Source organism: Chryseobacterium sp. FR048 (assembly GCF_056844665.1).
In genome coordinates this window covers 118513-133651 of sequence record NZ_JBXDSE010000013.1, presented here as the reverse complement: position 1 = coordinate 133651, position 15139 = coordinate 118513, and the positions used below count along the sequence as shown (strand labels likewise).

Below are 15139 nucleotides of genomic sequence, written 5' to 3'. Positions count from 1 at the left end.
TCCCATTCCGAACACAGAAGTTAAGCCCACCAGCGCCGATGGTACTGCTAACGCGGGAGAGTAGGCCGCCGCCAGTTTTTATTTTATTTTTAAAAAATCCTTTATCGAAAGATAGAGGATTTTTTTTTTGCTTTATACTTAAGCCAACTCTCAGGATTTACCCCTCTTTACTCTTTATTCTTTATTCTTTATTCTTTGTTCTGAATTTATCCCAGTTCTATTCCTTATATCATTACTGTTGTTATCAAACTGTTCTCTTCCAAATATTAGAAAATCACCTATTCAGGTAATGTTTTACTTGAGCCAGAATATTGATGGCTATAAGTTTAGGCTAAAGCCTATGGAATTATTATTTTAATGAGAACGGGCTAAAGCCCGCTCCTATTGAATGATGAAATGTAAGTTCATTATATATTCTGCAGACCATTTTTTACTTTTCCTTTTAATTGCCTAGCAATCTTCCCTGTAAGACCAGTATGCCTATTCCCCTGCACTTTTTCCATCACGGAGGTATCAAGACTACTTATCCACAATTCATTCTTTTTAACCTAATATACCCACAAACTAAACCTAATAGGTTTCTAAAACCTGTTAGGTTTGTAAATCCGCATCATAAGAACCCGTAATCCTGTTTTATAATGGGCATTCTGAAATAATACTAACCCTTGAAAGGCTATAGAAAGAATATTGTTCAACTTCCCATTACTATTGATATATTACACGACCCCTAGCCCCGATAGTAACGGTTACCCCGCAGCTAGGTTTGGCTGCGATAGGGTTTAGTAGGGAAGAGCAATGGCGTGAGGAGTATGAGTGGATAGCGGGATGAAGCTCCTGAAAATAAATGACGACCGGAAAATCGAATGGTAAAACCACAGAATGTTTTGCAAGTAAACTTATATTACTTATTACCATTGTCAGTTATTCATGATGATCCAAGGATTATGATTATCATACCATTGATATTAATTTATTATAAATAGTATTCAATTCGTGGTGATTTTTTGTTTTTTTATTTTAATTTTATGTAACTTAGTCATATTAAAATGATTACGAATCTAAAAATATACATATTATGAAAAAACATTTATTCCCTCTATTTTTACTGGTATTAGGCATGAATGCGCAGGCACAACAGGATATTTTTGCCATTACAGGAAAAGATACACAAAGTATCAGTTTTAATGATTTCCGTACAATTGATGCTACAAATGGTAGTTCAGGAGACAAAATTTTCAGTGTAGATTCTTCTGCAAAAGTATTTTCACAAGGTAGAAAAGCAGTTGTCGCTGAGGATAAAAATTCTTACAATAATTCTCAGGCGGTGACGATGGCAGCGTTAGCGTATGATCCATCAAATAATAATCTGGTGTATATGCCGATGTTTTCATCAAATATCTACTTATTACATCCTCAGACAAAGGAAATCACATTGATCGAAAATAATGTGGCAAGAGTTTCTTCCTGCGATATTAATTCTCATATAACAAGGATGGCCACAGGATATAACGGAAATATTTATGCTGTAAATAATGCCGGAACTCAATTTTTGGAAATCAGTAAGAAAAGCGGACAGTATGTAGTGAACGATCTTGGGATCATTAAAGATGATGCTTCCAATGGAAAGAATTCGTTCACGGCTATTACTACCGGTTTTGGAGGTGATATGATTGCGGATGCTGATAATAATTTCTACGTTTTTTCGGCTTCAGGAAATGTTTTTAAAGTAGTAACAAAAGAATTAAAAGCTAAGTTCATTGGAAAAATTGCAGGAATTCCTGATAATTATTCTGTAAACGGCTCAGCAGTTAATTCCCAGGGAAAAATAGTTATTGCCAGTGCAAAAGGAGCTTCTTTATATGAGGTGGATCTGGAAACTTTACAGGCTAAAGAGCTTGCAGGAGAAAAAGGTTTGCATGTCTATGATCTGGCAAGTAAATATTTTGTGAATGATAAAGCTTCTGCAGTGAATACACTGACCAACCTTGATATTTATCCTACAAGGGTAGATGAGCAATATATTAACGTCCATGTGAATAACAAGAGTGTGAAAGGAAATATCAAACTGAATGTATTCGATATGGCAGGTAAGAATGTAATGAATCAGAATTTATCTGTGAGAGACGGTTCTTTGGATGAAAAAGTATACCTTAAAGGCTTGGTGAGTGGAGCTTACATTATAAATATTACGGACGGAACCGGTAAGGTGATATTGAATAAGAAGGTTTTAGTCACAAAATAGAAGCAACTCAAAATACTGCAAGAATAAGAGATCAAAAAATTTGACTTATCATAAAACCTTTTCAAGTTCATTGAGAAGGTTTTTTAATGATTATTTGATATTCAATAAGTTTTATTTTTCGATATTAAAATGTACTTTTATAAAAAAATATAGATGAAACTATACTTTAATGTAGGATATATCGTAAAAGCCGGAGAGAATCTGGAGCTGGTGATTGGTGAGGAAGGTGCTGCGGCTCATATCCATACAATGTTTTATGCTGATAACGGTTTATGGAAATGCGAAGTGGATTATTTTTCAAAATCCATTTCCTATCAATACCGTGTTGTGGATGAAAAAAGAAATATTTTAAGAGAAGAATTTGTTCATCATCATCTTCATTTCCCTCATAATTATAAAGAGTTTATCATTTTTGATGAATGGAATAATAAGAACTTTCCTGAAAACTATCTGAACAATAAGATTCTTTATAATAAACTGCATGGGTTTGTTCCTGAAAAAGCAACTGTTTTAAAAAAGCATACTCATTTATTCAGAATAGAAGTTCCTATTTATAATCCGGATTGGAAAGTTGTGTTGTTCGGAAGCACGATGTCTCTTGGAAACTGGGACTATCATAGAGTAATTCATCTATCTCAAACGGACTTTGGTCTGTGGGAGGTTTCTGTTGAAATTCCGGAAAATGAACTGATTCAGTTCAAATATTGCCTTTATGATACAAATGAAGGAAAGGTAATTGATGTTGAAACCGGAGAAAACCGGGTTACGCTAGCCAATCCGCTTCCAGATGTTCTGCAGATCGTTTCTAATCATTATTTCAGATTCAAGGGCTACCAGATGTATCATGATGCAGGGGTAGCAGTTCCTGTATTTTCATTAAGAAGTGAAGATGGATTCGGGGTAGGTGAATTTTCTGATATTAGAAAACTGGCAGATTGGGCAAAAGATACCAATCTGGGAATTATCCAGATTCTTCCGATCAATGATACCACAGCCAATTATTCCTGGACAGATTCTTATCCTTACGCAGCAGTATCCGTGTATGCTCTGCATCCTCAATATATTTCCCTTGAAAAACTTGATTATTCTTTACCGAAAGAAATCGTTGAAGGTTATCTTGCTGAAAAAGAGGCTTTAAATGCTCTTGATCTGATTGATTATGAAAAAATGATCATCGGGAAATGGAAATACCTGAAGGCCGTTTTTACTGCTGAAAAAGATAAAATCTATAAAGACAGAAACTTTAAAAAATTTATCAAAGACAATGAAAACTGGCTGGTTCCTTATGCTGCATTCTGTGTATTGAGAGACAAATATAAGACCCCCAATTTCAACGACTGGAAAACCCATAAAAAATATATCGCCGGGAAGGTTTCACAGTTGTTTACTACAAAAAGTAAAGATTATGATCTTTCAATGCTTCATGCATGGGTACAGTATCAGCTTCATCTTCAATTGAAAGATGCCGTGGATTATACCCATAATCTGGGGATTTCTTTAAAAGGAGATCTTCCGATTGGTATTTACAGACACTCTGTAGAAGCATGGACTGAGCCTGAATTGTTCGGGATGGATTTTCAGGCCGGAGCACCACCGGATCAGTTTACAGAGCTTGGCCAGAACTGGGAATTCCCGACTTACAATTGGGAAGCAATGAAAGAGGATGATTACAGATGGTGGAAAAACAGATTCAAGGCATTGGAACAGTATTTTGATGCCATGAGAATAGATCATATTTTAGGTTTCTTCAGAATCTGGAGAATGCCAGTGTCTGCGGTACAGGGAATTTTAGGATACTTTTATCCTGCCGTTCCTATTGTTGCCGAAGAATTCAGAGCATGGCAGATTCCTTTTAAATACGACAGATATTGTAAGCCGTTTATCAATCAGCAGATCTTATGGGATTATTTCGGGAAAGACACTGAAAAGGCGCTCGAATTTATAAATGATAATGAGGATGGAACCTATTCCTTTAAAGAAGAATTTGATACCCAAAGGAAGCTTGTTGACTTCTTTAAGACTCATCCAATAGGTCCGCTTGAAGAAAAACTGGTCTCATTGTGTGCCAATGTATTGTTCCTGGAAGAAGAAAGGAATGGAGAAAAGGTTTATCATCCGAGATTTAATGTATATAATACTGAATCGTATAAATACTTGCCGGAATGGGAGCAGAAAAGTATCTATGACCTATACCACGATTATTTCTTCAGAAGACAGGATCATTTATGGTACGAAAAGGCCATGGAAAAACTTCCTGTCATTTTGAATGCTACCAAAATGCTGATCTGTGGTGAAGACCTTGGGATGGTTCCTGCCTGTGTACCGGTAGTAATGGACGAACTGGCTATTGTTGCGCTCAAAGTACAACGTATGCCTGCAGAAAATATTCCATTCTATGATCCGAGAAATGCCAGCTATATGAATGTGGTGACAGCGTCTTCCCACGACAGTTCTACCTTGAGACAGTGGTGGAAAGAAGATCCTTCTTTGACGCAGAGATACTTCAACCAACAGCTGATTCAATATGGAAAAGCGCCTGAGAATTTAACCCCACATCTGGCTGAGATCATTATGAAACAACATTTATATAATGAATCCATGTTGGCTATTTTCCCGATTCAGGAGTTCCTGGCTACTGATGTAAAACTTACCAACACTAAGATGGATAATGAAAGGATTAATAATCCCGCCGTTTTTCCTCATTACTGGCGTTATAGAATGCATATTAAGCTTGAAGATCTTAAAAAGGAGCAGATTTTTAATGAAAAGATCTCTTCTTGGATCAAAGATAGTGGAAGAATGTAAATTTAACATCTGATTATCAGGTGGTTAATAATATTTTGAAAGAAGTTGAATCTATTGATTTAACTTCTTTTTTTTATTTGTATCAAAGTAATAGAATTAAGATATTCTGCTATATATTAACCAATTAACGACTATAGAGATGAAAAAAATACTTTTAGGATTAGCTTTTGGGTTAGGCGTTTTCGCGTCCGCTCAGCAGTATCCGAATAATGGTTGGAGAGATGATGGTTATTATCAGAATGGAGATGGCTATTACAGCGATGAAGATGACAGAAATTATTTCCCTGATGATTATTATTACAATTATCCTCAGGATTATTATCCAGGTGACTATTATCAAAGTTATTATAACGATTATAGAAACAGCATTATTAATATAGACTGGAACGGATTTTTCGTTCAGAACAGATTAAACCGCTGGCAGGTGGATCAGATCATGAGATTGAATAATCTGTATGCAAGTTTTACCGCTTGGGATAATTTCTACCGATATAACCCGGACAGATGGTATTATGACAGGTTTTATGCCTTACAGAGAATTCTAGGTCCGAGAGTGTTTGTTGTTTTTCAGAACAATTACTACAGAGGCATGAGCCCGGTAGTGTATTTCCAGAATTACAGAAGAACCTATTATGTACCGAGATATACGGTAATGCCGAGATATAGAAATGTAAACATCAATATTTATAGAGTAGACCGATCAAGATTCCGTAGAATTGATAATCCTACTTTTGATGTTATCAGAACAACCAGCAGGCCTAATAGCGGATTCAGAAACCCGGACAGAAACAATGGAAATTCAGGTGGATTCCGTAACAATGGTAAAAATGACAATTCCGGTTTCAGAAACGAGAACAATGGAAATCATAATGGCGGATTCCGTGGCAATTCAGAAAACAACGGTGGTTTCAGAGACAACTCAAACAATAATGGTGGCTTCAGAAATAATGGCGGCGGCGGTTTCAGAAACGAAAACAGAGAAAATAATAACGGCGGTTTCAGAGGAAATGGTGAAGTGAGAAGAGAAAGTGCTCCATCAAGAGATAATGGCGGATTCAGAGGAAACGGTGGTGGTTTCAGAGATAAATCTGAAAGTTCAGCTCCAGCTCAGAACCGTGGTAACAGAGGCGGATTTAGAGGGAGTTTGGTAAAGAATTAATTTTCATATATTATATTTAAGTGGTGTGAAGGACAGGTTTTTATAATCTGTCCTTTTTTTTGTTTATTAATATTTTATTTGTGTTAAAATTTAACATTATTTATGAATGTGTTAATTTAACTTGGGGTTTAATAGCTAATCCAATAGATGTATAACAATTAATTAAAATTTTAAAAAGATGAAAAAATTAGTTTTAACAATAGCATTTATCGGAATAGGAGGTTTCGCCATGGCACAACAGACAACTCCACAGGATAGACAGGCAAGAGCTGCTGAAATGAAACAGAGAATGGAACAGAAACAACAGGAACATCTGGATCAGATGCAGAAAGATCTTAACCTGAACCAATCTCAGGTAGCTCAGGTAAAAGCTCTTCAGGACAAAAGAAAAGCTGAAATGAAAGCACAGTTTGAACAGAATAAAATGGACAGACAGGCGAAAATGGAAGAAATGAAAGCCAAAAGAGCACAAATGGATGCCGATATGAAGAAAATACTTACTCCACAACAATATGATAAATGGCAGGCTGACAGAAAAGCAAAAATGGAGCAGAGAAGAGTCGCCATGAAAGATAGAAAAATGATGAAAAAGCCGATGAATACGGCAACCCCTGAAATGAAATAAGTGTTTGTAATTTCGATTTTTTAATGTGTAAAGGATGGATGTTTTTCCATCCTTTTTGTATTAATTTTCCGTAAAACTTTTGATTTCGGGCATTTATTCCCTATTTTTGACTATAAATTTAATACTTATGGTTAGCGAAAAAATTGCAAAATTAATTAACGAACAGATTGCTCACGAACAATATGCCGCTCAATATTATCTTTCAATGTCTGCATGGTTTTCAGGAAAAGATCTTGATGGAATTGCCAACTACTTCAGAGTACAAAGCAAAGAAGAATTGATGCATGCTGATAAAATGTTTGATTATTTAAATGATGTAGGAGGAGAGATCATCATCGGAGAAATTGCAAAACCTCCGCATGAGTTCGAAAGTGCAACAGATATTTTCGAGAAGGCATTGGCACATGAGAAGATCGTAACTAAAAGTATTTTCAACATTGTGAAGAACGCCAACGAGGAAGGAGATTTTGCAACAACATCATTCTTACAGTGGTTTATCAACGAGCAGGTAGAAGAAGAGGCTAGTGCATCCCAATATGTAACTAAGATTAAAATGGTATGCGATAATCCATCTGCATTATATCTTTTTGATCAGGAATTGTCACAGAGAGTATTTACTCCCAACACAACTGCCTAATATTAAAAGTTGTAAACAATATAAAAACCGTTGTTCCATTGGAGCAGCGGTTTTTTGTTGATAAAATCAAAAGATAAATAATCAGTAATTACATTGATTAAAACAATCTTTCAATATTAATGGGCATCAGTCCCGTTGAAATCTTAACAAAGTTATCCACAATTATATTTTTTGTCCCCTAGAAAAGGTAAACGATACGCTTAGTTGATAGCATTCAATAGAAATGGGCTTTAGCCCATTTAACAATCAATAACCCCTCCACTGGCTTTAGCCAAAACTTATTACAGCTTACAAATTTTCACCATAAGATTTCGTTCATTCAAAAATGCTATCTGTAAACGGCATCAAAGCCCTTTTCATATCTTTCCCTATCATTCTTATTGAATTCTTCTGCGATGGCATTCCTAAAATAAACGAGCAACTTTCTATCAGGATCAACCTCCTTTATTTTGGAAAGAAATTCCCGGTCTATTTCTTTTTTATCTCTATAGAAAAGTAACCGAAGATATTCGGAATTATACTTTTCAGGATCATTTTTTATATGGTCAATAACATGTCTGAATATTTGCTCATTACTGTCGAAATGAAAACTGCAAACCAAATAAATAAACAGGTCCTGAAGCTGTTCATCTTTCAGCCATTTATCAATCTCTTTCTGATCCGGAGTCAATAAAACCTTATTTAGTACAATATTGTAATCACTGCTATGGTCCAGATTTTTATAATCAGGAGAATGGTAATAAGTTAAACTTGATGTATTGAGAAGTGGAAACTCTGAATCAAAAGAAATAATTCTTTGCTGTGGAAAAACTACCAGCCGCAAAGCGTCCCCGCTGATACTGTCTTTTTGAAAAATAGGATAAGGGATAATTTGGTAACTTTTTTTGTTAACCGATATTTTTAGTTTTTCCTTTAGGTTTTTGTTAAATTCAGATTCTGAGGGAGTTGTGTAATGTTCACGGGTCAGAAATTCATGGAGCAGATTTCCTACTTTTTTATAATAATCTTCCTTATGATCAGCAGTCCATGAATCCATTACATACGCTTCATCCGAATCTTCCAGCTCATAACTGTAGTGCTGCGCTTTTTGAGTACAGCCGATAAATAAGAAGGTTAGGGCGGTTAAAATATTGAGCTTCATACTTTGTGTGGATAATTTTAATTGACGAAGGGAGTTGGGTTCGCGATCTTTATTGAATGACTGCCATTGATTGTCCATAAAGTAAAAACAGCAATGACAGATAAAAAATACAGAATAGATAAGAGTACCAGTTTTTTTCCGTTTCCTTTGATTGTTCGCATATAGTACATCTGTATCAGAAGCAGGATAGGGTATATCAGAGTGATGATCAGAAAAGCTATAAAAAGATAAGTCATGATCATTGAAAATATACTCTGGAAATTAAGGATTTCAATAGGACGGTTAAAATGAATATGAGCAGACCGATCCCAATAGTAGACAGTAGTGAGAACAATGAATACCATAAATACGACTGCTTGTACGGTAAACAGTATTTTTCGGTTTCTGATGATATAGTTTTTTAACATAACTTCTGTTGGAAGGTCACTTTTTCAGCCTTTGTCTCTGTATTCTCACTGCTACAATAAAAACGATGGCTCCGGTTATGATACTTAAAAAAAAGGATTTCAATAAATTTTCAGCAGGCATATATCTAAGCCCTTCTTCAGTAACAGGAGGATCTAAATAATCAATGATATTGAAGATGACAGCTCCCGAAAGTGCCATCATAACCAAGCTTATTAAAAAAGAGATTAAATATATTTTCATGGTCAGCTTTTTAAAACAGAATAAACGGTTGATCCTGTTTTATTTATACTGATTAAAAATAATAAATCCTTTTAAATTGTAAGGGATTTTTAAAAATTATTTTATGAATAAAAAAACGGTAATTTTAAAGGTAGATAATCTGGGTTTTGAGAACCTTTTTGCCTAATCTTTCCAGAATGTTTTTATAACCTTCTACCTGGGCTTCATCTTTAGCTTTCTGTTCACCGGTTTTAAAATCAACAATGATATAGCCTTCATCACTTTTTAAAATCCGGTCAGGTCTTGAGATATGGCTTTCTCCGTTTTCCGAAATCATAATGTCTTTTTCGTTGATGACCTCCCATTTTTCATCAAAGAATTCAGCGTAAGTTGCTACGATATTCTGTAAAGTAACCTGAATTTCGCTTTTCTCTTCCAGAGTAATCTGACCTTCCATAGCATAACCTTCCAGTACTTTGGCAATATCTTTTTCTGTATTGATTTTCGATAAAAGCTCATGCACGAAAAGACCGATCCTTACTTTTTCATTTCGGACCTGGTAATTTTTGGAAGGAGTGGCAATCTTGATCGATGTACTTTTCTCATTGACGTTTTTCAGATTCTGAATATTTTGAGTCATAAAAGAAGAGCTTTTGGTCTTTGAATGTTTCTTCAACATCTCAGGTTGCACCTCATACAGATCAAATTCATCGGCGTTTTCTGTATTTTTTGTTTGCAGAAATTCTAAAAGCTCCAGGTTATTAGAAGTCTTGTTAGCTTTCTGAAGATAGAAAAACAGCTGTTCCACAGGTCTGGTTGTTGCTACGTACTGCAGACATAGCCTGTCGATCAGATTTTTATAAGAATTTTTCTTATTGAAAGACTGTATTTCATGATCATAAACCTCCAGATTTTTACTGAACTGATTGATATTGACCGATTTTAATGCGTCACTTTCATTCGTTTCAAACCAGTTGGTAAACTCATTATCCCGGTTTTTGTTGATCATAGGAATGAAAACAATAGGGAATTCAAGCCCTTTAGACTTATGGATGGTCATGATCTGAATTGCATCAATATTTTCCGAAGCCTGAATTGTATAGGAAGAAGCTTCTTCATCCCAATATTTCAGAAACTCTTTTGTACTGGCTCCGGCATTCTGTGTGAAGTTGAAAAGCATTTCCAGAAAATTCAGCAGGAAGTCGGTTTCTTTGTTTTCCACAGAAAACTCATTGATGTAGTATTCTATAAAATTATATAGGTTAAATCTCGGGAAATTATCCTGCTTAAGATGGAGAGCATATTTTTGCTGCAGGAACAGAAGAATATCCTCATGGCTTTCAATATCCAGAATTTTTTTCATTTCTAAAGTGAAATCTGCCATATGAACCTTGCCGAGTGTATTCAGGTGATACATCATCATGATCAGGCAATGCTTATTCTTCGTATTGATTTCCCATCTGAGGAATTCGATTACGGCTTTCAGAGTATTAGACAGTTCAAGCGTAAGCCCTTTATCAGAAATTGTTTTGATATTGGTTTCTTCACCATGATAGCTGACCTTCAGATTTCCCAGCTTTTGTGAATAACTGAAAATATCAAAGTTTCCACGGCAGAGAATGGTAATATCAGAGAATTTGAAACCATTGTTCAGACATTCCTGAATATCTTTCCGCATTCTCTCCGAAGTATCATCATAAAACTCTTCGTTAGTAAGATTTTCAATCAGGTTGACCTTTACCCGTCCGTCAATTTTCGATTTGGGACTTTGCTCGGCATCTGTTCCGAAAATATTTTTATGTTCCTCTTCCAATCCTTCAGAATGATAGCGGTACAGCTCATTATTGAACTGGACAATATTCCGGGCACTTCGCCAGTTATCTTTTAAAACAAGAAGATCAGCTTCTTTAGGCGAAAATTCCTTTTTATTGATAATGTCCAGCATCAGTTTACTTTCTCCGCCCCGGAATCTGTAGATACTCTGTTTAGGATCACCCACCAATGTAAATGAAGTATATTCCGTAGAAACACTGTGATCTCTCAGCGGGACAAAATTCTGCCACTGCAGTTCCGAAGTATCCTGAAACTCGTCAAAGAAATAATGCTGAAACTGAGAACCTACTTTTTCGTAAATAAAAGCTGAAGGCTCATTTCTGAGGTTCTCATTAATTAGGATATTGAATTTTGAAAGCAGAACAAGATCATTTTCTTCTTCAATTTTTCTCAGCTCGTCCTGAATATCTTTATTTACTTTTAAAGGAAGAAGAGCGGCCAGAACCTTCTCCTTTTTCTGGGTTTCAATATAGAGAAGAATCAGTTGCATCCTGTTCTCGATCAGCTGATCAAGAATTTCAAGAATTTCAGCTTCCTTGTGTTTGGATTTTGAAGCGGCTCCTTTTCTGTAATTATTAATAACAGATTCTTCCTGAGTAGTAGGAAAAGGAAATCCTGCTCTTTTCTGCTGGTAAAAATCGATAACTTTGGTAAAGAAACCTCCGATCCCGTTTTTACCTTGGGCAAAATCCTCAATCTCAATATTTCTGGATTTAAAAAGTTCAACAGACTGGTTGGCAAGTTCTGCCGATTTCTTTTTGTTGAGAACAATCTCTTTACGAAGGGTATTTTTTATATTTTCATAATTCGTATCATCAAAACTTTTGTTGCTTTTCAGATGTTCGTAATGAATATCCTTCACAAACTCTTTGGCAGAGTCATAAAGGTTTTTATTAAGATTGATCCTTTCATTGTTTTCAAGACTGTAGTCCACATAGTCCATGAAAGAATTGGAGATCGTATCATTTTCACCGATCTGGTCCAGCATTTTATCTACTGCTTCGATCAAAAAGGGTTCCGCTTCAATCTCAAGGTTAAAATTTTTTGCAAGTCCCAGTTCATAAGAAAAGCTTCTTACCAGTCTTGAGTTAAAACGGTCGATCGTTCCAATATTTAGTGTTGAGTAATTGTGGAGGATATAATCCAGCAGTTTTCTGGAGCGGTGATGAAGTTCATCAATTGTAATTTTCAGACCCTCTTCTTCAAATGCTTTCTGGATGTTTTTAAGATCCATATTGCCTGCATAGTCGCCGGCGGAAAAATTTCCGAGCCAGGACAGAATTCTTTCCTTCATCTCATTGGCAGCCTTATTGGTAAAAGTAAGGGCGAGAATATTCCTGATCGATTGCTGTTGATTAGGATAGCGGAGACAGATCATCAGAAGCCTCTGAACCAGGGCGTACGTTTTCCCGGATCCTGCAGAAGCATTGATGACTGTGTAAGAATTTTGCATTGTAAAAAGAGAATTGAGACTGCAAGTTAGCTAAAATTTAAAAGAAACTTTAACAATTCGGGAGAGCTATTTAACAGTTTCAACGGTAAAATTTAAAAAGAAATATTAAAAGGCGTTAACTGTGGTTAAACTTATGGTAAAATTTAAAAATAATTTTAGCTTTGTTCTATAAAAAATAGCCCGTGAAACTTAAACTATTCTTTTTTCTTTCCCTCATTTTCAGCGTTTATATTCATGCTCAAAGTTATATTTTCGGAAAGATCACCTCGGAAGATGGCACCGAAATACAGGATGTGAATGTCATCAATATCCGTACTGATGAAATGGTCATTTCAAACAGAGACGGACACTTTATGATTTCCGGAAAAGCAGGAGATGAGCTCCGTTTTGTAAAACCAGGGTATGAACGTCTGACGAAAAAAGTTTCTCAGGAGAATATTCAGTCTCCTATGAATATTAGCCTCACTCGATCAACGATTCAGATTCCTGAAGTAGAAGTGAAAAAGGGGCTTACCGGAAATTTAAAAATTGATACCAAAAATTACAACAAGCCGCAAAAGGTTATAAAGCTGACCAAAGAAATAGATCGATATATCGCTCAGAAATCGGATCCGAGGATTCTGGCCGCAAGACCCGGAGAATTTGTACAACCAAAAGGAGAAGGATTCAGTATCGGAAAGGTGAAGAATAAGTGGGATGATGTCGATTTGATCAAGTATATCAGAGCGAGTCTCGGGGATGATTATTTTACCGATCTTAAAATCGAAAAACCATTGATTGATCATTTCATTTCCTATGTTCTGGCCGGAGGATTCGAAAGAAAGAAAATTTTGAAATATGGATTCTGCAGCGATGCTGATCTGAACAGATTTCAACGATTTGTACTGACAAGAGTTTCGTCCTACCGTTCTCCACAAACCGCAAAATAAGAAGTAATGGGAAAATACATGAGACAGAGTCTGTGTTTTGGACTGATTACTGTCGGTACTTTGATGTCTGCACAGCAGAAAGTATCAGGTAAGATTACCGGAGGTGGTGATTCCAATATCAATCCTGTCCTAGTTGTTAATATTTCCAGCCAGAAAACAGCATTGAGTGATAATACCGGGAAATTTGAAATTGATGCGGCAGAAAATGATGAGATAAGGTTTGTGAAAGAAGGATACTATCGTTTTGACAAAAAGATTGACAAAGAAGATCTGAATGCTCCAATTCATATCGTGCTCCAAAGAATGGAAATCCAGATTCCCGAAGTCAAGATTACTTACACGCCCACAGGAAATCTTGCAAAAGATAATCAACACCTCAATGAATCCAGGAAACTGCAGTCCCTAAAGTCTGAAATGTCAGATTATATGAGAAGCCCGCTCAATGAGCCTTTACCGGATAATAACATTTCAAAAACGTTTGCAGGACATGACTTTAAAGCAGGACAGGTAGATGTGATGGGGGTACTCAGTGCAGTCTCAGGTTTGATCAAAAAAGCTTCGAAGCCCAAGATTACCAAAGCCAATTATAATGAAACTCAGGATTTCCTGAGCAGAGTAAAAAATGAAATCAATCTGAATTTTCTGAAAAAGTATGGGATGGAGGAAGAACAGATTGATATGTTCCTTCTGTATGCCAATAAAACCCGCTTACTGGCTAAGAAATACAGAAAAGATTTTAATCAGGAAACAGTAAAGACTGAATTGATCATTGCCTTTGATGAATATCGGAAAATGAATAAATTGTCAGATAAATAAAATAAGATAATGAAGCCTTTTTGCAGGCTCCATTTTTAAAATATAGAATAAATTGCATTACAGATCTAGAAACATAATGAAGGTGTATTGGGATAAAAGTTTTCTTTTTTTCGCATTTCTATGCAGTACGGTATTGCTTTCTCAACAGACGGTAACGGGGAAAATTGTTGATGATAATGGGGATAATTTAAGTGCTGTTATTGTCGTTAACATGACTACAGATAAAAAAGTATATTCCAACGCAGAAGGGATGTTTTCTATAGAAGCCAATCCTAACGACGAATTGAGGTTTGTAAAACAGGATTTCAACAGAACCTCCAGAAGAGTTCTCACCAATGGTATCAATTCTCAGCTATTCATCACTCTTCATCAGATTCCTAGGGATGTAGGAGAAGTAAAGATCGTAAAAAAACTCAGCGGTGATCTGGAAGTGGATTCCCGGATTGTAGCAAAAGTAGATAAAGGAGAGCAGGTGAGAGACGCTGTAGGTCTTCCCCAGCCGATTGGAAAAATGAGGGAAAAACCAGCAGAAGTGAAAAGTGTCCTACTTCCCATTCTCTTAGGAAATCTAAATGTACAGGGAGTCTATGACCTGATAAGCGGTAAAGCAAGACGACAGAAGAGGCAATATAGATATGATGACCTGCAGGAACACATTCTCTGGGTTCGGAATAGAGTGGAAGATGATTATTTTACCAAAGCAGGAATCCCTGCAGACCGGATTTCAGAGTTTATTGAATTTTCATTTGCTGTAAAACCTCAGGTACGCACCTATGTAAAAGCCAGAAATCTTTCCGGAGTGATGCTCAGGATGGAAGAGACAATACCACTTTTTATAGAAAGGCTGAAACAGAACAAAAAGTAAAACAGAC

The 15139-nt window shown here is 36.0% G+C and carries 12 protein-coding genes and 1 rRNA gene; 9 read left to right on the top strand and 4 right to left on the bottom strand.

Annotated features, from left to right (window positions below; translation table 11 throughout):
- The 6 genes from rrf to AC106K_RS26310 form a co-directional block, all read left to right on the top strand.
- Positions 1-77: ribosomal RNA gene (gene rrf / locus AC106K_RS26335) — 5S ribosomal RNA — on the top strand; the annotation flags it as partial.
- Between the two features lie 998 nt (positions 78-1075).
- Positions 1076-2242, top strand: a complete 1167-nt coding sequence (locus AC106K_RS26330; protein ID WP_482448598.1) for a T9SS type A sorting domain-containing protein — start codon at positions 1076-1078, stop codon at positions 2240-2242.
- A gap of 153 nt (positions 2243-2395) precedes the next feature.
- Positions 2396-5047, top strand: a complete 2652-nt coding sequence (locus tag AC106K_RS26325) for a 4-alpha-glucanotransferase (RefSeq protein ID WP_482448597.1) — start codon at positions 2396-2398, stop codon at positions 5045-5047.
- Between the two features lie 139 nt (positions 5048-5186).
- Entirely contained in the window at positions 5187-6206 is a 1020-nt protein-coding gene (locus tag AC106K_RS26320; protein ID WP_482448595.1) for a hypothetical protein, read from the top strand.
- Positions 6207-6384: 178 nt separating this feature from the next.
- The gene (locus AC106K_RS26315; RefSeq protein WP_482448594.1) at positions 6385-6831 is read left to right on the top strand and encodes a hypothetical protein; all 447 of its coding nucleotides are present in this window, start codon (positions 6385-6387) and stop codon (positions 6829-6831) included.
- Between the two features lie 127 nt (positions 6832-6958).
- The gene (locus AC106K_RS26310) at positions 6959-7468 is read left to right on the top strand and encodes a ferritin (RefSeq protein WP_047098215.1); all 510 of its coding nucleotides are present in this window, start codon (positions 6959-6961) and stop codon (positions 7466-7468) included.
- Positions 7469-7796: 328 nt separating this feature from the next.
- Here the strand turns inward: AC106K_RS26310 and AC106K_RS26305 are convergent, their stop codons facing one another.
- From AC106K_RS26305 to AC106K_RS26290, 4 genes are all read right to left on the bottom strand, one after another.
- On the bottom strand, positions 7797-8609 hold the full coding sequence (locus AC106K_RS26305; RefSeq protein WP_482448593.1) for a hypothetical protein: 813 nt from the start codon (positions 8607-8609) through the stop codon (positions 7797-7799).
- Positions 8610-8626: 17 nt separating this feature from the next.
- Entirely contained in the window at positions 8627-9016 is a 390-nt protein-coding gene (locus AC106K_RS26300; protein ID WP_482448591.1) for a hypothetical protein, read from the bottom strand.
- Positions 9017-9032: 16 nt separating this feature from the next.
- Complete coding sequence (locus tag AC106K_RS26295; RefSeq protein WP_482448589.1) at positions 9033-9257, bottom strand: hypothetical protein; 225 nt, start codon at positions 9255-9257, stop codon at positions 9033-9035.
- Positions 9258-9381: 124 nt separating this feature from the next.
- Positions 9382-12522, bottom strand: a complete 3141-nt coding sequence (locus AC106K_RS26290) for a UvrD-helicase domain-containing protein (protein ID WP_482448588.1) — start codon at positions 12520-12522, stop codon at positions 9382-9384.
- Between the two features lie 182 nt (positions 12523-12704).
- Here AC106K_RS26290 and AC106K_RS26285 point away from each other — a divergent pair, with 182 nt between their 5' ends.
- From AC106K_RS26285 to AC106K_RS26275, 3 genes are all read left to right on the top strand, one after another.
- Positions 12705-13451 carry a hypothetical protein gene (locus AC106K_RS26285; protein ID WP_482448586.1) on the top strand — a complete coding sequence of 249 codons (747 nt, stop codon included), beginning with the start codon at positions 12705-12707 and terminating at the stop codon, positions 13449-13451.
- A 6-nt stretch (positions 13452-13457) separates the two neighbouring features.
- Positions 13458-14267, top strand: a complete 810-nt coding sequence (locus AC106K_RS26280) for a hypothetical protein (RefSeq protein ID WP_482448584.1) — start codon at positions 13458-13460, stop codon at positions 14265-14267.
- Between the two features lie 76 nt (positions 14268-14343).
- The gene (locus tag AC106K_RS26275) at positions 14344-15132 is read left to right on the top strand and encodes a carboxypeptidase regulatory-like domain-containing protein (protein WP_482448582.1); all 789 of its coding nucleotides are present in this window, start codon (positions 14344-14346) and stop codon (positions 15130-15132) included.
- Positions 15133-15139 lie beyond the last annotated feature (7 nt).